The organism is Tahibacter soli, assembly GCF_025717065.2.
Taxonomy (GTDB): Bacteria; Pseudomonadota; Gammaproteobacteria; order Xanthomonadales; family Rhodanobacteraceae; genus Tahibacter; species Tahibacter soli.
The window spans coordinates 358,804-380,889 of sequence record NZ_JAOVZO020000019.1; the positions used below are offsets into that span (position 1 = coordinate 358,804).

Genomic DNA, 22,086 nt, shown 5'->3' on the forward strand with positions numbered 1-22,086 from the left:
CGATCCGTGCGGCGCGCGACTCGGCGAAAACAGCCAAGCCCTCTCCCCCAAGCGCGCAGCGTTTGGGGGAGAGGGTTGGGAGAGGGGGCGGCGTGCGGCATTTCGTCGACAACGAGGAAGTACCCGGCGTCGCCCCCTCACCCCTGCCCTCTCCCCCAAGCAAGCCGGGAGGAGAGGGAGCGTAGAACCGGCGCGTCAAAAGCTTGTTGCAGCGCGGTCGCATTTCTCTCGCCAATCGCAACGATTGCTATCGTCTGAAACCGCGCGCGACGCCTGTTCTTTCATTTCCATTCGCCGACACTGCGCGAATGCGAAGCAAACTGTTTGTTCCCGGCACCCGGCCCGAGCTCTTCGGCAAGGCGCTCGCGGGCGCGGCCGACGCGGTGTCGTTCGACCTCGAAGACGCGGTGCCCGAAGACCGCAAGGACCAGGCGCGCGCCGATGTCGCCGCGTTCGTGCGCACCGATGCCGCGCGCGCCGCGGCCAAGCTCTTGATCGTGCGCATCAACGCGCTCGACACGCCGCATTTCGAGCGCGACGTCGACGCGCTCGCCGGCGCGGGCCTGGGTCTTTTGAACCTGCCGAAGACCGAATACGTCGAAGACGTGCGCGCCGCCGTCGCCGCGCTCGAACGTGCCGAGACCGCACACGGCGTCACGACGCCGGTGCGCCTGCTCGTCAACATCGAAACGCCGCGCGGCCTGCGCGACGCCGCGGCGATCGCCTCGGCGCATCCGCGCGTCGCGGGCCTGCAGCTCGGCCTCGCCGACCTGTTCGAACCGCACGGCATCGCGCGCCGCGATGCCGCCAACGTGCACGCCGCGTTGTTCGCGATGCGCCTGGCCGCCGCGCAAGCCGGCGTGTTCGCGGTCGACGCCGCCTACGCCGACATCCATGACGAAGAGGGGTTTCGCGCCGAAGCGGCGATGGCGCATCGTCTGGGCTATGTCGGCAAGAGCTGCATCCATCCGCGCCAGGTCGCGCTCGCGAACGCGGCGTTCCGCCCCGGCGACGACGAAATCGAAGCCGCGCGGCGCATCGTCGCGTCGGCCGGCGACGCCCTCTCGCGCGGCATCGGCGCGTTCGTCGTGGACGGACGCATGATCGACCTGCCGTTTCTCAAGCGCGCGCAAGCGCTCGTCGCCTCGGTCGACGGCGCACAAGGATCTTCCCGATGAACTTCGCGCGGCGTTTCGTTCTGACCTTCGCCGCGCTCGCCGCGTGCGCGGCGGCACATGCCGAAAGCCTCGTCGGCGTCGCCGCCGGCACGCTGCCGCCGCTCGATGCGACGACCGCGCCGACGCTCGCGGCGATCGACGGTCGCACCGTCGCCTTCGTCGGCGACGCCGCCTGGCGGCTCGACGGCGAGACGTGGACGCGCCTGACCGCCGCACCGCTCGCGCCCGCGGCGATCGCCGGCGACGGCACGCGCGCGTTTGCGCTCGTCGCCACGGCGAACGGCACGGTCGATCAGGTCAAACGTCTCACGACGAGCGGCACGACGCTCGACGCCGCGGCGCTGCCGCCGCTGCCGTCCGCGCTGACGCAGGCGCGAGGCGCGTTCGGCGGGGCGGCGCTGACCGTCGCCGGCCTCGACGCCACCGGCAAGCCGACGCTGTGGCGCATCGCGCCCGACGCGTCGACGCCAGCGTGGGAACGCATCGCGCCGTGGCCCGGCGACGCCGCGCCGACCGCACTCATGACGCAGGCCGGTCTGTTGTACGTCACGCTCGCGAACCCCGCCGGCGACCGGCTGTGGCGCTACGGCGCCGACGCGCAATGGCATGAACTGGCGGCGGCGCCGGGGCACGTCGTCGCCGGTTCCGCGCGCGCGCTCGGCCAGGCGCATCTGCTGATGCTCGTCCGCGACGCCGCGAACGCGCAGGCGGCGCCGACACTCTCGACGTTCCACACGATCACCGGCGCGTGGGCGGCATTGCCGCCGGCCGCGACCGGCGGCGCGCGCAGCGCGGCGCCGCGCGGCAACGGCCTCGTCTGGGACGTCGCAGGCGGCGACGGTCGCGTCGCGTTCGCCACCGCCGAGCCGAAGTCCGGCAAGCTCTTGCTGCGCTGGCTCGACTGGATCGTCATCGTCGTCTATCTCGCGTCGATGGTCGGCATGGGGCTGTATTTCTATCTGCGCGAAAAGCGCAATTCGACGTCCGACTTCTTCGTCGGCGGCCGTCAGATTCCGTTCTGGGCCGCGGGCATCAGCCTGTACGCGGCGAACACGAGTTCGATCAGCTTCATCGCGATTCCGGCGAAGGCGTTCGAAACGAACTGGCAATACCTCACGAACAATCTCGTCGCGGTCATGGGCCTCATGTTCGTCGGCGCGGTGATCGTGCCGCTGTTGCGCCGGCTCGATCTGATGAGCGTGTTCTCGTACCTCGAAACGCGCTTCAACCCGACGATCCGCATGTTCGCCAGCGCCCTTTGCATCGTCATGCAGATCGGCAGCCGCATGAGCGTGATCCTGTTCCTGCCCGCGCTCGCGATCGCGACGATCACCGGCATCGACGTCGTCTGGAGCATCCTGCTCATGGGCGGATTCACGATCGTCTACACCGCGATGGGCGGCATGAAGGCGGTGATCTGGACCGACGTCGTGCAGGTGGCCGTGAAGATGGGCGGCGCGATTTTTGCGATCGTGTTCGTCGCGTGGCATCTCGACGGCGGCTTCGTCGAGATGGCGAAGGTGGCGCTCGCCGAAGACAAGACGAAGCTGCTCGACTTCAGCTTCGACCTGACGAAGGCGACGGTGTGGGGCTTCGTCTTCCTCGTCGTGTTCGACGTGGTGCTGACGTTTCCGAAAGACCAGGTGCTGATGCAGCGCACGCTGTCGACGAGTTCGGACAAGGAAGCCGGCCGCTCGATCTGGGCGTTCGCCGCGATCATGATCCCGGGCGGCTTCATCTTCTATTCGATCGGCACGGCGCTGTACGTGTACTACAAGGCCAATCCCGAACGGCTCGATCCGCTCCTGCCGATCGACGCGACGTTTCCGCTGTTCATCGCGGCCGAGCTTCCGATCGGCGTGACGGGCCTCATCATCGCGGGCATCTTCGCGGCGGCCATGGCGACGCTGTCGTCGATCATGAACAGCGTGGCGACGCTCGCCTCGGTCGACTTCTACGAAAAACTCGCGAAAAATCCGACGCCGAAAAAGAGCGTGCTGTTCGCCGAGATCGCGACGGTCGCGACGGGGCTCGTCGGCATCGGCGTGGCGCTGGTGCTGTCGCGGTTCGACATCCGCTCGCTGTTCGACGTGTCGATCGAACTTGCGGGCCTGCTCGGCGGCGGGTTCGCCGGCGCGTACACGCTCGGCATGTTCACGCGGCGCGCCAATTCGCAGGGCGTCGCGATCGGCGTGATCGGCAGCATCGCGCTGACGCTCGTCGCGTGGTCGATGCGCCTCGTGCATCCGTATTTCTACCTCGCGATCTCGATCGCGCTGTGCATCGTGATCGGGTATGTCGCGAGTCTGGCATTTCCCGCGCCGACACGGTCGCTGGACGGTTTGACGATTTATTCGCGGGCGAAAGGCAAGGCTGCGCAGGCCGGCGCCGGCGCGTAGCACGGCTTTCGGCGCTTGCTTTGGCTCGTCATCCCAGCGAAAGCTGGGATCCCGCTTTTCGGGCGTCGAAAGCAACGGCTGGATCCCAGCTTTCGCTGGGATGACGAGCGAAGAATCGACGAGCTGCAGCAACGCGAGGCTCCACCGTGGACACCGAATTCCTCAAAACCTACGTCGCCGTCGCCGATCACGGTTCGATGGCCGCCGCCGCGCGCCTGCTCAACATCACGCCGGCCGCCGTCGCGCAGCAGATCCGCACGCTCGAGCGCGACGTCGGCGCGCCGCTGATCGCGCGCGTCGGGCGCACCGTCAGCATCACCGAGGCCGGCGCGCGCATCCTCGCGCGCGCGCGCACGCTGCTGCGCGATCTCGACGAGCTGCGCGCCGTCGCCACAGACGACGCCATCGCCGGCGAGCTGCGCCTCGGCGCATGCCCGACCGCGCTCTCGGGCATGCTGCCCGACATCCTCGCGCTGATGGTCGAACGCTTTCCGCGCATCAAGGTGTTCATCAAGCCCGGCTACTCGGCCGACCTGTATCGCGCGGTCGAAGGCGGCGATCTCGACGGCGCCGTCGTGCTGCAGGCGCCGTACGCGTTGCCGAAAACCTGCGATTCGCAACTGCTGCGCGAAGAACCGCTGATCGTGCTCGCGCCCGAAAACGCGCCGAGCCGCGACCCGCACGAGCTGCTCTCGACGCAGCCGCTGATCCGCTACGACCGCAACCAGTGGGGCGGCCGCCTCGCCGACGAGTACCTGCGCATGGCGCAGATCACGCCGCAGGAGCGCTTCGAACTCAACGCGCTGAACGCGATAGCGGTGATGGTCGACCGCGGCCTCGGCGTGTCGCTCGTGCCCGACTGGGCGCGTCCGTGGCCCGAAGGACTGCGCCTGCTGCGGCTGCCGGTGCCGATGCCGTTCGACTCGCGGCGCATCGTCGCGGTGTGGTCGCGCTCGACGATCCGCATCCGGCTCGTCACCGTTTTCCTGCAGCAGGCGCGTGTTGCGATGCAGCTACAAGCAAAAAAATCTTGAGCCTGAAACTACGGCGGCCCGATTCCTTTCCCCGCGAGCGGCGGTGAGACTCACCCTCGATCGGACGCAACGAGCGATACGCGCCGACGTCAAGCCGCGCGCGTTCGGACATCCCGCGCGACGAGCCACCATAAGAATCACCTCGGGGGGTTTACCCATGGCAACACCCGTTCACGCCGGACGCGCCTGTTTCGTGATCGCCGCAGCCGTCGCCGCACCGAGTCTTGCGCAACAGGCGCCGGCCGCGCCCGAACAGCCCGACGGCGCGATCTCCGCCGAAGCGCAGTCGTCCTCCTCCACCGGCTCGTCGCCGGACGCGAAGAAGGACGAAACGCAGGAACTCGAGACCATCACCGTCACGACCGGCACGCGCAGCGCGAAGGCCGTCGACAAGATTCCCGGCGCGATCAACATCGTCACGCCCGAGGAAATCAAGCGCACGCTGACCCTGACCGACGACGCGACCGCGGTGCTCGCGCGCACCGTGCCGGGCTACGCCGAGTCGTCGCAGGCGATGAGCAACACCGGCGAGAACCTGCGCGGCCGCATCGCGCTGCGCCTGTTCGACGGCGTGCCGCAAGGCTCGCCGCTGCGCGACGGCACGCGCAACGCGACGTTCACCGACATGGGCATCGTCGGGCGCATCGAAGTGATCAACGGCCCGTCGGCATCCGAAGGCGTCGGCGCGGCGGGCGGCATCATCAACTACCTCTCGGCCACGCCGACCGAGGAAGGCAGCCAGGTCCGCCTGATCACGCGCTATTCGTCGCAGTTCGAGGATGACTCGAGCGGCTGGAAGGTCGGCGTGAACTTCATGCACAAGGAGGACAACTACGACTTCGTCGGCGGCGTGTCGCGCATCGATCGCGGCATGGGCTACGACGCGGACGGCGTGCGCCTAGGCATGAACACCAGCGGCTCGACCAACGATTCCGTCGCGAAGAACATCTTCCTCAAGGGCGGCTTCAACTTCGGCGAGGGCGGCGAGAAGCGCCTGCAGGCGAGCTACAGCCATTTCGAGATCAACGGCAACGGCGACTACATCCAGGTCGACGGCTGCCGCTACCACGTGACCGATTGTCCGAACCCGCGGCCGAATACGTCCGAGCGCGGCCACATCTTCGGTACCAAGGCCGAGTTCAACGACTTCCAGCAGTTCAACCTGCAATACAGCGACGCGAACCTGTTCGGCGGCACGTTCACCGCGAACGCGTACTGGGCCGACCAGGCGATGCGCTATCCGCCCGAGAACGGCGACGACCGGCAGGATCCGCAGATCACGCCGAACGGCCCCGACGGCCGCATCTGGGACCAGTCGGAAATCAATTCCGACAAGCTCGGCCTGCGTACCGGCTGGACGAAGGCCGATATTTTCAACATCTCCGGACTCGAACTGCGCACCGGCATCGACTGGGTACGCGACAAGGCCGACCAGCGCCTCGCACTGACGCAGCGCCTGTGGGTGCCGCCGATGGAATACACGAGCGTCGCACCGTACGCGCAGCTCTCGTACGACATCGGCCCGCTCACGTTCAGCGGCGGCGTGCGCCGCGAAGACGGCAAGCTCAACGTCGACGACTACACGACGACGTGGTTCCGCGGCCGCCGCAACGTCAACGGCGGCGAACTCGAATACGGCGAGACGCTCAAGAACATCGGCGGCATCTGGCGCTTCGCGCCCGGCTGGTCGGCGTTCGCCTCGTACGGCGAAGGCTTCGGCCTGCCGAACGTCGGCATCCCGCTGCGCAACCTCTCGTGCCCCGTGTCGCCGGGCAACGGCTGTCCCGACGCGCCGCCGATCGGCGTCGGCGACCTGTTCGACCTGCAGCCGGTCGTCGTCGACAACCGCGAGTTCGGCGTCAACTGGCAGGGCGAGACGACGTATCTCGCGATCTCGCGCTACGACTCGCGCTCGCAGTTCGGGACGTCGTTCGCGATCGACCCCGCGACGAACGACTACACGCTGTTCCGCGCGCCGACGCGCATCAAGGGCTGGGAACTCTCGGCCGACTGGAACATCAACGACGCGTGGAAGCTGTCGGGCCTGTACTCGCACATCCGCGGCAAGACCGCGTTCTGGAGCGCCGATCCGGCCGGCCGTTTCGGCGCCGGCGAACTGAACAAGCCGATGGGCGCGCTCGACATCAACCCGGACAAGATCGGCGTGACGCTGCGCTGGAAGTATTCCGACGCCGGCGAAATCTCGCTCGGCTCGACGACGCTCTTGTCGCGCGATCTTTCCGGCCGCGACGTGCGTGCGTACGACGGCGCGACGTACAGCTACGTCGAGCACACCGACGGCTACACGCTGGTCGACCTCACCACGCGCTACGATTTCGGCCCCTACGGCCGCCTGTCGCTCGGCATCGAGAACCTGACGAACAAGCAGTACATCCTGTCGTGGTCGCAAGTCCCGGGCTTCCGCAACTACTGGGCCGGCCGCGGACGCCTGTTCTCGCTGACGCACGAGCTGACGTGGTAATTCGCAATAGTGCGCTCGCGTGCCTCGTCGCGGTCGCCGCGACGAGCGCACACGCGGCGCGACCGGTTTCCGCGGCGGCGCCCGACGCCTCCTCCCCTCTCTCGCGGGTGTCCGCCGCAACCTCGCAGCTTCCCTCGGCCGCACCCGCGGCGGAGGGTTTTTCCGCGCAAAGGCTCGAACGCATCGACGCGTTTCTCGACGAGGCCACGCGGCCCGGCGGCTATCTCGGCGCCGTCGCGCTCGTCGCGCGGCACGGCAAGATCGTGCACTACAAGGCCTACGGCCACGCCGACCTCGCGCGCACGCGACCGATGCGCACCGATGCCATTTTTCGTATTTATTCAATGACAAAAACGATCGCGAGCGTCGCGGTGCTGATGCTGCTCGAAGAAGGCAAGCTCGCGCTCGACGAACCGGTCGACCGCTTTCTGCCGGCGTTCGCGAACGCGCAGGTGTATGCCGGCGGCACGCCGGATGCGCCGCAGCTGCGCAAGCCCGCGCGACCCGTCACGATCCGTCATCTGCTGACGCACACGGCGGGATTCGCCACCGTTTCCGGCGAGCCCGCGACCGAACTCCTCGAACGCGCGAAGCTGCGCGAAGCCACAGATCTCGCGGACTACGCCGCCCGCGCCGCGACCGTACCGCTCGGCGCCGATCCCGGTACGCGGTTTCGCTACGACGGTGTCAACACCGAGATCGCCGGCCGCATCGTCGAGGTCGTGTCGGGCAAGCCGTTCGACGCGTTTCTGCGCGAGCGCGTGTTCGCGCCGCTCGGCTTGCGCGACACCGGTTTTTCCGTCGACGTCGGCGCGCGTCCGCGCGTGCCTGACTTCACGACGACCGATGCCGACGGCCGTCTCGCGCTGGCCGATCACGTCACCGCGCGCGAGCCCGGCGTGCGCCTCGCCGCGTACGCGAGCGGTGCCGGCGGGCTGTATTCGACGGCCGCGGACTATTGGCGTTTTTCCCAAATGCTGCTCGACGGCGGCAAGCCCCTGCTCGGGCGCAAAACCGTCGAGCTCATGATGCACAATCACCTGATGCAGGCGGATCTGTCGATCATCGGGTTGTACGACGGCGAAGGCTTCGGCCTCGGCGGTTCGGTGGTGCTCGACGCCGGCCGCCGGGGGCGGCTCGGTTCGGCCGGCCAGTTCGGCTGGTCGGGCGCGTCGTCGACGTACTACACGATCGACCCGGCGGAAGATCTCGTCGCGATACTGATGCTGCAGTACCTGCCCTCGGGCGGCGCGCACGACCTGCCGAAGCTGCAGCATCGCTACTACAACCTCGTGTATCAGGCACTGCAATGACCCCAAAACGCGACACGATCCTCGTCGCCGGTTCGGCCAATCTCGATTTCGTCGTGCGCGCGCCGCACGTGCCGGCGCCCGGCGAAACGGTGCTCGGCGGCGAATTCACCACGTTTCCCGGCGGCAAGGGCGCGAACCAGGCCGTGGCCGCGTCGCGCGCCGGCGGCGCGCGCACGCGCATGCTCGTGGCGCTCGGCGACGATCCGTACGCCGAACCGCTCGAACGCTCGCTGCGCGACGCCGGCGTCGAACCGCAGATCGTGCGCTCGCAGAATCACGCCACCGGCATCGCCTTCATCGTCGTCTCCGACGCGGCCGAAAACGCGATCACCGTCGCGCCGGGCGCGAACCTCGCGCTGCGCGCGCAGGACCTGCCCGCGCTCGATCGCGTCAGCCATCTGCTGCTGCAGCTCGAGACGCCGCGCGCCGTCGTCGAAGCCTATGCGCAGGCCGCACGCGCGGCCGGCGTGAAAGTCGTACTGAACGCGGCGCCCGCGCGACCGCTGCCGCAATCGCTGCTTGCCGCCGTCGACGTGCTGATCGTCAACGAGGGCGAGCTCGCGGCGCTCGGCGGCGACACCGGCACGCTCGCGCAGCGCCTCGCGCACGTCGCGCACACGAGCGGCACCGCCACCGTCATCGTCACGCTCGGCGTGCGCGGCGCCTGCGCGCGCGTCGGCGACGAGTACGTGCTGCAGCCGTCGTTTCCCGTCGTGCCGGTCGACACCACCGGCGCCGGCGACACGTTCTGCGGCGCGTTCGTCGCCTCGCTCGCCCGCGGCGCCGATACGCCCGCCGCCTTGCGCTTCGCCAGCGCGGCCGGCGCGCTCGCCTGCACGAAACTCGGTGCGCAGACCGGCGTGCCGCACCGCGCCGACGTCGACGCGATGCTGGCCGCCATGCGCGACGACAGCACCGCCCGCGCCGAACTCGCCGCCTACTGCGGCCTCTTCTGAACCCAAGACGATGAACCCCGAAGACCCGCACGACCGACCGCCCGTCCGTACCGAGTACAAGTTTTCGCACGTCACGACGCAGCGCTACCTGCCGACGCCCGGCAAGGCGCCGGGCTGGCCGTTCGCCGAAATCGGGCACTGGAAGATGGACGTCGACGGCACCGCCGACGACTGGATTCGCGAACTCGTCGACTGGCGCCGCGAGCACCTCACGCGCCTGGGCTACGACGACGCGTTGTATCGCCGGCCCGAATTGCAATGGTCGCAGCGCAACTTCGTGCACGTGCAGATGATGGTCGAGGACCGCCTGTTCTACGATCCGGTCGCCGGACGCTATACGGTCGACCGCTATCTCGACGATCTCGTCGCGCGCTACGGCGGCGTCGACAGCGTGCTGATGTGGTACGTGTACCCGAACATCGGCGTCGACGACCGCAACCAGTTCGACCTCGCGCGCGACCTGCCCGGCGGCATCGACGGTCTGCGCGGCGCGATCGCCGATTTCCATCGCCGCGGCGTGAAAGTGTTCCTGCCGACGATGCCCTGGGACAACGGCACGCGCGACGAAGGGCGGCCCGACTGGCATGCGATCGCCGACCTCGTCGTCGCCGTCGGCGCCGACGGCATCAACGGCGACACCTACAACGGCGTGCCGCGCGCGTTCTTCGACGCGTGCGACGCGCGCGGCCGCGCCGTCGTCGTGCAGCCCGAATCGACGATCAGCGCCGAAGAGGCGCTGATCTGGAACCTGCAGAGCTGGGGCAAGAAGGTTCCGACCGACGTCGTGCCGTCGGTGGCGAAGTTCAAATGGCTCGAACCGCGCCACATGATCAACTACGAAAACCGCTGGGGCCGCGACCGCACGAACGACCTGCAGTACGTGTTCTTCAACGGCATCGGCTACAACGCGTGGGAAAACGTCTGGGGCATCTGGAACGGCTTCACGCCGCGCGACGCCGAAACGCTGCGCCGCATCGCAACGATCTATCGCGCGCTGCCGCAGCTCATGGTCAGCGCCGACTGGCGCCCGTACGCGCGCACCTTGCAGGCCGGCGTGTTCGCGAGCCGCTTTCCGAAGGACGGCCGTGCGCTGTGGACGATCGTCAACCGCAACGAATACGCGATCGACGGCGAGATCGTCGCCGTCGAGCATGCGAAAGGCCGGCGCTACTACGACGTGTGGCACGGCGTGCCGCTCGATCCGCGCATCGTCGGCGACCGCGCGATCTTCGAATTTTCGATCGAGCCGCGCGGCTACGGCGCGCTGCTCGCGATCGACGCGAACGTGCCGCACGACGACGTGCCGGCACTGCTCGAGCGCATGCGCGAGCTTTCGCGCACGCCCCTCGCCGCGCTGTCGCACGAATGGAAACCGCTGCCGCAGGAGCTCGTCGCGATCGAACGCACCGCGCCGGTCGCGCAACCGCCCGACGGCATGGTCGCGATACCCGGCGGCGAATTCGAATTCGTCGTCACCGGCGTCGAAATCGAAGGCCAGACCTGGGCCGGCCTGGACGTGCAGTACCCGTGGGAGTCGATCGCGAGGCGCCATCATCGCCGCCGCATGACGATCGCGCCGTTCCATATCGACCGCACGCCGGTGACGAACCGGCAGTTCCACCGCTTCGTGACGGCGACCGACTACCGCCCGCGCGACGCGCACCACTTTTTGAAACATTGGAAAAACGGCGCACCGCCGCCGGGCTGGGACGACAAGCCGGTGACGTGGGTGTCGCTCGACGACGCACGTGCCTACGCGCGCTGGGCCGGCAAGCGCCTGCCGCACGAATGGGAGTGGCAGTACGCCGCGCAAGGCACCGACGGCCGCCGCTATCCGTGGGGCGATGCGTGGAACGACGCGCTCGTTCCGAAGCGCAACCACGGCCGGACGCTGCAGCCGCCCGCCGACGTCGGCGCGCATCCCGACGCCGCGAGCCCGTTCGGCGTGCTCGACCTCGTCGGCAACGTGTGGCAGTGGACCGATGAGTACCGCGACGCGCACACGCGCGCGGCCGTGCTGCGCGGCGGCTCGTCGTACGTGCCGCAGACGTCGCACTGGTATTTCCCGCAGGCGTGGCGGCTCGACCAGCACGGCAAATACCTGCTGATGGCGCCGGGCAAGGACCGCTCCGGCATGATCGGCTTCCGCTGCGTGGCGGACGCGCCGTGAGCGCGCGCGTCGAACTGCGCGGCGTGCTCGGCGACGCGCTCGCGGCGAACCTCGCCGGACGCCTGACGCATTTCATCGAAGGCCCGGCCAGCCCCGCGATCGCGCTGTTCGACGCGGTGCATCGCGACGCGAACCGCGAAGGCGACTGGTACGGCGAACACGCCGGCAAATGGCTGTGCGCGGCGGCGAAGGCCGTGGCGCGCAGCAACGATGCGACACTGCGCGCGAACCTCGCCGCCGTCGCCGATCACCTCGTCGCGCTGCAGGGCGACGACGGCTACCTCGGCACGTATGCGCCCGAGCGCCGCTTCATGCAGCGCCAGCCGCCGAAGCCGGGTACGTGGGACGGCGCGCCGAGCGTGCGCACGTGGGACGTCTGGGTGCACGCATATCTCGTGCTCGGCCTCGTCGAAACGCATCGCACGCTTGGCGACGCTCGCTACCTCGACGCCGCGCGGCGCATCGGCGATCTCGCGCTCGCGACCTTGCGCGGCGGCATCGACGTGTGCGATCTCGGCAACCACCACGGCCTGTCGGCGACGGTGCTGCTCGACGCGGCGATGGAACTGCACGCCGCGACGCGCGAGGCGCGCTGGCTCGATCTCGCGACGCTCGTGCTCGAACAGGCCGACCGCTGTCGCGACCTGCAACTGCTGACGAAACTCGTCGCCGGCGCCGACGCCGCCGACATCGCTACGGGCAAGGCGTACCAGCTGCTGTGGAATCTCGTCGGCCTGACCAAGCTCTCGCGCGCGACCGGCAATCGCGAAGTGCTCGATGCGATCGAGAACCTCTGGCACGGCGTGCGCGAGCATCACCTGACGCTCGGCGGCGGTCCGTGGGGCGGCGTCGCGCATCGCTCGCGCGAGGTGTTCAATGCGCCGGGCGCGTTCAGTCCGCAGGGCTATGTCGAAACCTGCTCGACGCTCGCGTGGATCCAGCTCAATCGCGAACTCCTGAAGACGACCGGCAAGGCGCGCTACGCCGAGGAAATCGAACGCAGCGCGTACAACGACCTGCTCGCCGCGCAGGCGCCCGACGGCCAGGACTGGTGCTACTACGTGTTTCCGAACGGCCGGCGCGTGCATACGACGTACTGGCGCTGCTGCAAGTCGAGCGGCGCGATGGCGCTCGAAGAACTGCCGGCGATCGCCTATGACGTCGACGAACGCGACGTCGTGTCCGTGAACCTCATCGGCGCGAGCCGAGCGACGCTCGCGCTCGCCGACGGCACCGGCATCACCTTGGAACAATTCACCGAGTATCCGTTCGACGGCCGCGTACAGCTGCGCGTCGCGCCGGAACGTCCGGCGCGCTTCGTGCTGCGCGTGCGCATTCCGGCGTGGGCCGACGACGCGCATGCCTACGTCGACGGCGAACGGATCGGCGGCGAGGCGCCCGGCGAATGGCTCGTTCTCGACCGGCAATGGCGCGAATGCGACGTCGTCGCGCTCACGCTGCCGATGACGCCGCGCTGGCACCGGCGCGCCAACCGCAACGTGCAGGAATCGCGTGCGCCGGACGGCAGCGCCGTACGCCAGACGGTGCTCGACGATCGCTATGCGGCGATCGTGCGCGGCCCTCTCGTCTACGCCACGGGGCTCGTCGACGGCTACAAGACGCAGGAAACGATCCGCGCGCCGGACGACGCCGCGCTGCGCGTCGAGCCGCGCGACGGCGGCGCGCCGGCGGTCGTGTACGAATCGGACGATCGGACGCCGCTCGTGTTCGAGCCGTATTACGCCGCCGGCGGACGCACGCACGGCGCGTGGCGACTGACCTGGCTGGCGCTCGCGCCGCAGCCGCCGGAAGACGACGCGTGAGCGCGCGGCGTCGTAGTTTTTGTCGTCTGAGAAACTACGTTCGTCGACTGTTTCGCGCGCGCGCCGATGTGGAGACTAGCGCTGCCAGAGGATGGCAGCCGCAGGATTCGAACCATGACCGCTAGCCCATTCACGCACGTCGAACGCCGCGGCCCGCCCGGCCCGCTGTCCGGCGTGCGCGTGCTCGACCTGTCGGCGTACATCGCGGGTCCCTACGGCTGCACACTTCTCGCCGACCAGGGCGCGCAGGTGGTCAAGATCGAACCGCCCGACGGCGACAACCTGCGCAAGTATCCGTCGACGCTCGAGGCCGAGAGCCGCGCGTTTCTAGGCGTCAACCGTTCGAAGATCGGCGTCACGCTCGATCTCAAATCGCCGCACGGTCTCGCCGCGCTGCTCCGGCTCGTGCGCGAAGCCGACGTGCTCGTCCACAATTTCCGGCCGAGCGTGCCGAAGCGGCTCGGCATCGACGCCGACCGCCTCGCCGCGATCAATCCGCGCCTGATCTATTGCGCGGTGACCGGCTACGGCGAGCGCGGACCGATGAAGGACAAGGCCGGCTACGACCAGGTGCTGCAGACGATGGCCGGCATCGCGGTGCTGCAGGGCCGGCGCGGCGGCACGCCGGAAATCGTGTACGGCTCGGTCGTCGACTACTACGCCGCGGCGCTCGTCGCGAGCGGCGTCGCCTCCGCGCTGTACGAGCGCGAGAAGAGCGGTCGCGGACAGGTCGTCGGCGTGTCGCTGCTGCGCGCGGCGCTGACGATGCAGTCGGCGCGCCTGATCTGGGCGCAGGGCGAACCGCTCGACGTCGGGCGCGACATGCACTCGGGCGGCGTCACCGGCATCCATCCGGCCAAAGAGGGACATCTGTACTTGTCCGCCAACACGCCGCATTTCTGGAAGGCGCTGTGCGACAAGACCGGCCTTGCAGCCCTTGCCGCCGACGAGCGCTACGACAGCGTGCGCAAGCGCGCGCAGCGCGCCGCCGAGATCGTGCCGCAGCTGCGCGAAGCGCTGCTCGCGCGCACGGCCGAAGAATGGGAAGCGCTGTTCGGCGACGACGTGCCGTGCGCGGCGGCGCGACGCGTCGAAGACATGTTCGACCACCCGCAGGTGGAAGCCGAGGCGATGATCGCGACCGTGCCGCATCCGGTCGTCGGCAGCTATCGCGGACTGACGCGACCGGTCACGTTCAGCCGCACGCCGGGGCCGGAACCGTTTGCGGCGCCGACGTTGGGGCAGCACAACGCGGTGATGAACGACACGAAAGCGGACACGAACGTCATCTGATCGCCGCACACCGGGCGATATCCGACTCCGTGCGTATTGTGCGCGTCACCGCGCGAAGCTAGCCTCGTGCGACCCTGACACGGATGGCACCGCGATGTCCGAACCGACGCTCAAGCGTGCCCTCGGCACGATCGTGTTCAAGGCGCTGATCGCGCTGTTTCTCTTGCCGGGCCTGACGCTCGGCGTCGCACGGTGGATACGGCACGACGCCGACATCGACATCAAGGCGCAGATCGCGCAGTCGATCGCGCAGAGCACGAAGATGTCGGCGGACGAACGCGCCGCCGCAACCGCGTTCTACGCCGCGTCGACGCCGTCGGCATCGTGCTACGACGACTCGCCCGCGCTGGCGCAGCTGCGCGCCGGCGTGTGCGAACCCTATTCGCCGCTGTGGCAGTTCGTCACGACCGAGCGCGTCGCGTTCGCGACCGTCGCCGGCAACGTGCTGCTGCTCGTCGTGCTCGCCGGCCTCGGCGCGCTGGCGTTCTCCAACCGCGCGGCGCAATACGCGAGCTTCGTGTTCGGCTGGCGCCTGCTCACCGTCACGGGCGCCGCGCAGATCGTCCTGCAAGGCGCATTCGCCGTGTGGCTGTCGTTCTGGATCACGGCGCACTTTTTCCACGTGTACATCATGAAGCTGATTCTCATCGTCGCGCTCGTCGCGGCGGTGGCGGTGTGGACCGCGCTCGTCGCGATCTTCCGCCGCGTGCCGCGAGGCAACGAGGTGCAGGGCCGGCTGCTCGCGCCGGAAGAAGCGCCGGCGTTGTGGACGCGCATCCGCGATTTCGCGAGCCGCCTCGGCACCGCGCCGCCGGCGCAGATCGTCGCCGGCATCGACGCGAACTTCTTCGTCACCGAAATGCCGCTCAAGGTGGGCGACCGCGAAACGCGGGGCCGCACGCTGTTCGTCAGCCTGCCGCTGCTGCGGCAGCTCGACAGCGACGAGGCGAACGCCGTGTTCGCGCACGAACTGGGTCACTTCGCCGGCGGCGACACGGCGAACTCCGCGGCGCTCGGCCCGAAGCTGTCGCAGTACGACTACTACAACGCGCAGCTGCGCCAGGGCGGCGTGGCGATCGTCGCGTCGTGGCTGCTCGACCTGTACCGCGTGATCTTCGAGATCGCGCTGCAGCAGTCGAGCCGCCGGCGCGAATTCGCGGCCGACGGCGTGGCGGCGGAGCTGACGTCGCCGCAGGCGGTGGTGCGCGCGCTCGTCAAGGTCGCCGCATACGCGCAGTACCGCCATCGCGTCGAACACGGCCTGTTCTCGCACAACGAGCGGCACGGCGAAGACATCGGCATCGCGCAGCGCGTGGCCACGGGGCTCGCCGCGTTCGGGCAGTCGCCCGAATTCGCCGACGCGATGCGCGCGGCCGACATGCCGCATCCGTTCGACTCGCATCCGCCGCTCGCACAGCGCATGCACAACGTCGGCTACGTGCTCGAAGAACGGCACTTCGCCGATGTCGTGTGCGCGACCGCGATCGCGCCGTGGACGAACGACATCGTCGGTGCCGACGCCATGGAGCGCGAGCAGTGGCAGGCGTTCGAGCGCGAGTTCGCGCAGGCGCACGAAGAAACGCTGGCCTATCGGTACGAACCGCAGACTGACGAAGAGCGCGCGCTGGTGCTGCGCTACTTTCCGCCGGAGCGCTTCGCGCTGAAGAAGGACGAGACGATCGTCGTGACGTACGCGGGTCTGGAACTGCCGGGCCATCGCGAACCGCTGGACTGGGACCGCGTCGTCAACATCGAATACGAAGACGCGACGCTCGGCGGCGACAAACTGAAGCTGCACCACCCCGAACGCGGCTGGCTCGGCGCGAAGACGACGAAGGTGTCGCTCGCGTTCGCGGGCAAGGACCGCGAACGGTTCAAGCAGACGCTCGGCCGCTATTGGCACCGGCATCGGGTGATGCGGGCGCAGCAGCAGGCTCAGGCGGTGGAGGCGGCGCGTGTGTAAAAGTGCGATCGTCTCTCAATCAACTGAAGTACGAAATGCTCAAGTAGCTATGTCAAGACAACGGCGCAACGAGGCAATGCCTGTCCGGTTAGGTTCTTTTTCCTTTTCGAGAATCTCGATGGCTGCGCTTATTTCGCCTTTTAGGCCCGTTTTGCGGTCGCGCTCGACCGCGATGCATCCCAAGTTTGCGCGCACGTCGACTTGACTGCCGATGTTGTTGTCGCGCTCGTATGTGGCCAATGCCATGCGGAGCATGACTTCAGCTTCGTCGTATCGGCGTTGATCACGCAAAACCCATCCGAGTTCCTGCCGCAAGAACGCCAGCATATGGGCATCTGGTGACATGCTTTTTGTTCCGATCGCAACCGCACGCTCCAGATATGGCAGGCCTTCTTCAACACGGCCCATATCCACGAGAATCGCTCCGATGTTGTGCTCGATTCTCGCCGAATTCGGAGTTTCGCCGTATGCACGACGCAAAGTCGCAAGCGCCTTCATGAGGATCCTGACGCTACCCTCGTTGTCGCCACGCCGATGATAAATCGTCGCCAACGTATTCATCGCTGTTGTTATTCTGCTTGAATTTTCACCATAAATTCGAGCAATGGCCGACACCGCATCTTCGGCGTATTTTTCGGCGCGATCGAAATCTCCGCGAGTACGCCAATAGATTGCGACTGCAACGAGCAGATCTCCATAGAGCGGATCATCCCGGTTGAGGCCTCCCATGTCCTGAGGCAGGTATTTTGCGAGCAACTTCTCGCCCTCGATACCGGGCAACCTGATCGCCAGTCGTACAGCGACTCGAACAATTCGCGAATCACCGAGCGCGACCTCTTTTTCCAACAGTGCAAGTGCGTCTCTCAGTACCTGTGTCGCTTCCTTGTTCCGCGCCAACGCATACAACGTCACCGCGCGCTGTACCGCGAACTCTGCCCGCCAACTGACGTCCATTTGATCGGCCAGCGCAAGAGCGCGCTCCTCGTACTTCAACGCTTCGGCGTAACGACCGAACTCATTCTCCAATCGAATCAACGTCGCAAGATTTGACGCGAGTTCGCGACCTGGCGGCGACGGGAGATTTTCAAGCAATGCAAGCGACTCGCGTGCCGCCAGATACCCACCTTGCAAATCGTCCAACGAGAACGACGCCTCCGCGATCGCCGCCAACATCGCCGCCTTCAACTGCGGCTGCTCCGTCAGCGCCTCACCAAGCTGCTGCCGACCGCGTTCAAGCAACTGCCGCGCTGTCACTTCGCGACCACGCGCTTCCTCCGGTTTCGCCGCGTTGAACAAACCAACGACGAAGTCGGTGACTTGCAGCGCCCGCGCACGCTCGAGCTGCGCCTGGTCGCGCTCGTGCACGAGCCGCTCGTTCTGCCGCAACGTGAAGACGCCGAAGCCGATCACGCTCAGCGCCAACACCGCCGTCAGCGCGACGGGCAGCGCATTGCGCCGCACGAACAATCGCGCGCGATAGCCGCGCTCCCCGGCGCGGATCGAGATCGGCCGCGTTGCGAGATACGCCGCCACGTCGGCGTCGAGGTCGGCGACCGACGCGTAGCGTTCGTGCGGGGCCTTGGCCAGAGCCTTCGCGACGATCGCGTCGATGTCGCCGCGCAGTTGCCGACGCCGCTCGGGCGCCGCTTCGCTCGGCAACCGCGGTGCGTCGTGCAGCACACGCTCGACCAGCACCGACGCGTCGCCGTCGAACGGCAGGCTGCCGCCCGCGAGTTCGCACAGCAGCACGCCTAGCGCGTAGACGTCGGTCGCGACGCTGGTCGGCTGGCCGAGGAACTGCTCCGGCGCCGCGCTGCGCGGCGACAGGAAGCGGCGCTCGGCGTCGGCCGCCTCGACGCCGAGCGTCGTCGCGATGCCGAAGTCGACGAGCTTGGGCTGCCCGTCGTCGGTCACGAGGATGTTGCCGGCCTTGAGGTCGCAATGGACGACGAGGTTCGCATGCGCGTACTGCACGGCCGCGCAGACCTCGCGGAACAACCGCAACCGGTCGACCAGCGCGAGCCGACGTTCGTCGCACCAGCGCGTGATCGGCAGGCCGTTGACGTATTCCATCGCGAAATACGGGATGCCGCCGGGGTCCTCGCCCGCGTCGATCAGGCGGGCAATGTTCGCGTGTTCCAACGTCGCGAGCAGACGCCTTTCGCGCGCCAGGCGCGCCGACGCATCGGCGTCCAGATGGCCCGACGCCACGAGCTTGAGCGCGACGCGCTGCGCGACCTTGCCGTCGTGCCGCTCGGCGAGGTACACCACGCCCATACCGCCGCGACCGATTTCCTCGACCACCGCGAACGCGCCGAAGCGGCGTCCGCGCACAACCCCGCTCGCGAGCCGGTCGAGCGCCGCGTGGACGTCGCGCAGCATCGGATCGTCGCGCGTTTCGGCATAGTCTGCGTCGGCCGCGAGCAGCGATTCGACGAAGCGTCGCAGCTCGGCATCGCCGCCGCATTGCGTGTCGAGCGCCATGGCACGCTCATGCGCCGGCAGCGCGACGAGGTCGGAGAACAGGTCTTTGGCGCGCGCCCAGCGGTCTGCTCGCGCGGCTGCGGTGTCGTCGTTGGGGGTCATCACGCAGATGTAGCGCGACGCGGCCGGTATCGCAACGGACTCGTGCGGCGCCCCGCATTTTCATCCCGCACGCGCAATGGCGAAGAGGCCGCATAGACGATGACGGCGCGCGGGATACCGGAGTTGTTGGCGCTGCCCGCGCCCGGATATACAATGCCGATGTATATCCACGCCGGGAGCGATTCATGCAAGTCGCCAAATGGGGCAACAGTCTCGCCGTACGCCTGCCGGCCAGCGTTGTCGAAGCGCTGGAATTGCGCGAAGGCGACGATATCGAAATTCTCGTCGCCGGTGCACGCACCTTCGCGGTCAGCAAGAAGCCCGGGGACGCACAGCGGCTGGCGCGTCTGCGCGAGTTCCGCGGCACGCTGCCCGCGGATTTCAAGTTCAGCCGCGAGAAGGCGAACGAGCGTGGCTAGGACAGCCGATTTCATCGACAGCAACGTGCTCCTCTACCTGCTGTCGGCGAACGATGCGAAGGCCGATCGCGCGGAAGCACTGTTGCAACGCCGGCCGATCGTCAGCGTGCAGGTGCTCAACGAAGTCACAAACGTCTGTCGTCGCAAACTTCGCATGGAGTGGCCGCAGATCGATCAGTTCCTGGAACTCGCGAGAAGTTTCTGCAAGGTCGTTCCCCTGACCGTCGAAGTACACGACCGCGCTCGGGAACTCGCGCAACGGTACAGCCTGTCGTTCTACGACGCCTGCGTCGTAGCGGCGGCGCTGATCGCCGGTTGCCGGACGTTGCACACGGAGGACATGCAGCACGGGCTGGTGCTCGACGAAAGCATGGCGCTGAACAATCCGTTCGCCGCCGACGCGAACTGACGCGCCACACGCCCATCGCCGCACCGGAAACGCCGGCAGCGACCCCGTGATCGTCATGACGATCACGGGGTCGCCCGCAAGCGCAGACGATCCGGCGATGCCCTGCGAGGCGGCGCGGGGGTAACGGCGCCGCCCGTCGGCACACGGATCGGCAAAGCGCGCGCCTACCATGCCTTGGCCAGACACCGGCGCAGGGAGCCGTGGTCGCCGCGGGGACAGCGATGCCTGCGAGCCGGAACTACGACCGGACTTGTCGTGCCGACGTCGCGCAACGCTACTGCGGCGAGCATACCGATTCTCTCACCCGGCCCCGCGCACGCGTGTCAACGCAGCGCAAACGCCAGCAGCGACCCCGCGATCGTCGCGACGATCACGCTGTCGCCCGCGAGCGCCGGCGATCCGGCGATGCCCCACTGGTGTCCGCCTGTATCGGCGAGCGGATGGCGCGCAACGATGCGACCCGTCTTGCGGTCGAGCACCGTGAAGCTCGCGCGATGCTTGACGAAGTATGGCGTGCCGCCGGCCGCGCCGACGTAGATGCGATTCGCCGTCACGAGCGGGGTTCCCCATGTCCATCCGTATACATCGCTGCGCCACAGCACGCGCCCGTCGGCCGGGTCGATCGCGCTGACGCGGCGCAGGTCGGACGAACCGACGTAGATCGTGCCGTCGACGACGACCGGTGTCGATTCGACCCACGAGCCCCAGAAGAACAGACGCCACTTCGTTTCGCCGGTTGCGGCATCGAGCGACAACAGACCCGCGCCGCGGTTGCCGACGAGCACGCGATCGCCGTGCACGACCGGCGCGGCGTCGACTTCCGCGCCGGTGTCCGCGCGCCACGCCTCGCGGCCGGTCTTGCTCTCGAGCGCGTAGACGAAATGATCGGCGCTGCCGACGTAGACGCGGTCGCCGGCCGCGGCGGCGGCGTTGCGGATGCGCCCGCGCGTGTCGAAGCGCCAGCGCCGTTCGCCTTTCGCGGCGTCGACGGCATGAAAGCCGCCGTCGGCGGCGCCGACGTAGACGGTGCCGTCGGCGACGACCGGCTGCGCGCCCTGCCAGTCCCAGTCGTACACCGTGGGATGCGGAAGTATACGTGTAGCTTCTTCGTCGCCGAGCCGGTAGCGCCAGCGCTCCTTGCCGGTGGCGCGGTCGAGGCGAAACAGCAGGCCGTTGTCGGCCGCGACGTAGACCGCGTCGCCCGCGACGGCGACGCTGCCGAAGATCGCGCGGCCGGCCGTGAACGTCCACACCGGTTTTCCGTCACGCGTATCGACCGCGTTGACGATGCCGCCGGTCGTGCCGACGTAGGCGACGCCGTCGACGACGACCGGCGATGCGTAGACCTGCCCGCCCAGACGCGTTTCCCAGCGCGGCGCGGGACCGGCCGGCACTTTCGGCGGCGCGGCTTCCACCGGCAGCTTCGCCGCGCGCTTGAACACGGCCGGGCTGTTGGGTCCGGGATACGTGCCGCGCAGCGTGTCGCCGTCGAGTTCGAGCGACAGATACAGACCCTCGTGCGCGACGCGGTTGCCGTCCCGCACGACCTCGCCGCCGGGTTCGGCGCCGAAATAGTTCGACACCGGCTGCGTCAGTTTCAGCGCGAGCTTGCCGTCGGCGCCGCGGACGAATTCGAGCCCCACGTCGATCTTTTCGCGCACCGAGCCCGCGGTGCCGATCCAGCGGCCGACGACCGGATCGTCGGCGGCGACGCCGTCCGCGGCGAAAAGAAACGTTGCGAGAACCGCCGGCGCGACCGCGCGTGCAACACGCAGGCAAAACCTCAGTGTCGATCGCATGCAATGCATGATCGTCCTCCCCTTCGCCTCGTCGTTCGTCGCCGCGCAGCCGCGCCGGCGCCCTCGGCGACACGGTAGAACCGCGCAACGAACGACACGCGTGCCGACGGGCACGGCAACGTTGCGGAAATCGCGCAGATGCGCGCGGGCGGCCGCGCTACGCGCCGGAACGCGATGCAACTATTCCACATAGCGCAATGTCACCAGCGACGGCAACAAAAATTATTTATACATGTGGCTTGATGGACCGTCGTCCGCGCGG

14 protein-coding genes are annotated in these 22,086 nt (G+C 68.1%); 12 read left to right on the top strand and 2 right to left on the bottom strand.

The window, feature by feature from the left end:
• Positions 1-308 precede the first annotated feature (308 nt).
• The 10 genes from OD750_RS20680 (at position 309) to OD750_RS20725 (ending at position 16,611) form a co-directional block, all read left to right on the top strand.
• The gene (locus OD750_RS20680) at positions 309-1,178 is read left to right on the top strand and encodes an HpcH/HpaI aldolase/citrate lyase family protein (protein ID WP_263540797.1); all 870 of its coding nucleotides are present in this window, start codon (positions 309-311) and stop codon (positions 1,176-1,178) included.
• Positions 1,175-3,577: a sodium:solute symporter gene (locus tag OD750_RS20685; protein WP_263540796.1), complete on the top strand. Its 2,403-nt coding sequence runs from the start codon at positions 1,175-1,177 to the stop codon at positions 3,575-3,577. The genes OD750_RS20680 and OD750_RS20685 overlap by 4 nt, the downstream gene beginning before the upstream one ends.
• Before the next feature lie 146 nt (positions 3,578-3,723).
• Positions 3,724-4,611 (top strand): LysR family transcriptional regulator, encoded by an 888-nt coding sequence (locus tag OD750_RS20690; RefSeq protein ID WP_263540795.1) that lies wholly within the window; start codon positions 3,724-3,726, stop codon positions 4,609-4,611.
• 157 nt (positions 4,612-4,768) lie between these two features.
• Positions 4,769-7,093, top strand: a complete 2,325-nt coding sequence (locus OD750_RS20695) for a TonB-dependent receptor (protein ID WP_263540794.1) — start codon at positions 4,769-4,771, stop codon at positions 7,091-7,093.
• Entirely contained in the window at positions 7,087-8,406 is a 1,320-nt protein-coding gene (locus OD750_RS20700) for a serine hydrolase domain-containing protein (protein ID WP_263540793.1), read from the top strand. The genes OD750_RS20695 and OD750_RS20700 overlap by 7 nt, the downstream gene beginning before the upstream one ends.
• Positions 8,403-9,362 (top strand): ribokinase, encoded by a 960-nt coding sequence (locus tag OD750_RS20705; RefSeq protein ID WP_263540792.1) that lies wholly within the window; start codon positions 8,403-8,405, stop codon positions 9,360-9,362. The genes OD750_RS20700 and OD750_RS20705 overlap by 4 nt, the downstream gene beginning before the upstream one ends.
• 10 nt (positions 9,363-9,372) lie before the next feature.
• The gene (locus tag OD750_RS20710) at positions 9,373-11,532 is read left to right on the top strand and encodes a formylglycine-generating enzyme family protein (RefSeq protein ID WP_263540791.1); all 2,160 of its coding nucleotides are present in this window, start codon (positions 9,373-9,375) and stop codon (positions 11,530-11,532) included.
• Complete coding sequence (locus OD750_RS20715; RefSeq protein ID WP_263540790.1) at positions 11,529-13,355, top strand: glycoside hydrolase family 127 protein; 1,827 nt, start codon at positions 11,529-11,531, stop codon at positions 13,353-13,355. Before OD750_RS20710 ends, OD750_RS20715 begins: the two co-directional genes overlap by 4 nt.
• A gap of 114 nt (positions 13,356-13,469) precedes the next feature.
• Positions 13,470-14,648, top strand: a complete 1,179-nt coding sequence (locus OD750_RS20720) for a CaiB/BaiF CoA transferase family protein (RefSeq protein ID WP_263540789.1) — start codon at positions 13,470-13,472, stop codon at positions 14,646-14,648.
• Positions 14,649-14,742: 94 nt separating this feature from the next.
• Positions 14,743-16,611: a M48 family metallopeptidase gene (locus tag OD750_RS20725; protein WP_263540788.1), complete on the top strand. Its 1,869-nt coding sequence runs from the start codon at positions 14,743-14,745 to the stop codon at positions 16,609-16,611.
• Positions 16,612-16,650: 39 nt separating this feature from the next.
• Here the strand turns inward: OD750_RS20725 and OD750_RS20730 are convergent, their stop codons facing one another.
• Positions 16,651-19,197 (bottom strand): serine/threonine-protein kinase, encoded by a 2,547-nt coding sequence (locus tag OD750_RS20730; protein ID WP_263540787.1) that lies wholly within the window; start codon positions 19,195-19,197, stop codon positions 16,651-16,653.
• A 185-nt stretch (positions 19,198-19,382) separates the two neighbouring features.
• On the opposite strand from OD750_RS20730, the gene OD750_RS20735 reads away from it, so the two are divergent.
• Entirely contained in the window at positions 19,383-19,616 is a 234-nt protein-coding gene (locus tag OD750_RS20735; protein WP_263540786.1) for an AbrB/MazE/SpoVT family DNA-binding domain-containing protein, read from the top strand.
• A complete protein-coding gene (locus tag OD750_RS20740) occupies positions 19,609-20,025 on the top strand; it encodes a PIN domain-containing protein (protein ID WP_263540785.1) in 417 nt (138 codons plus the stop codon). The genes OD750_RS20735 and OD750_RS20740 overlap by 8 nt, the downstream gene beginning before the upstream one ends.
• Positions 20,026-20,348: 323 nt before the next feature.
• Here the strand turns inward: OD750_RS20740 and OD750_RS20745 are convergent, their stop codons facing one another.
• Positions 20,349-21,824: an outer membrane protein assembly factor BamB family protein gene (locus OD750_RS20745; RefSeq protein WP_263540784.1), complete on the bottom strand. Its 1,476-nt coding sequence runs from the start codon at positions 21,822-21,824 to the stop codon at positions 20,349-20,351.
• Positions 21,825-22,086: the final 262 nt, after the last annotated feature.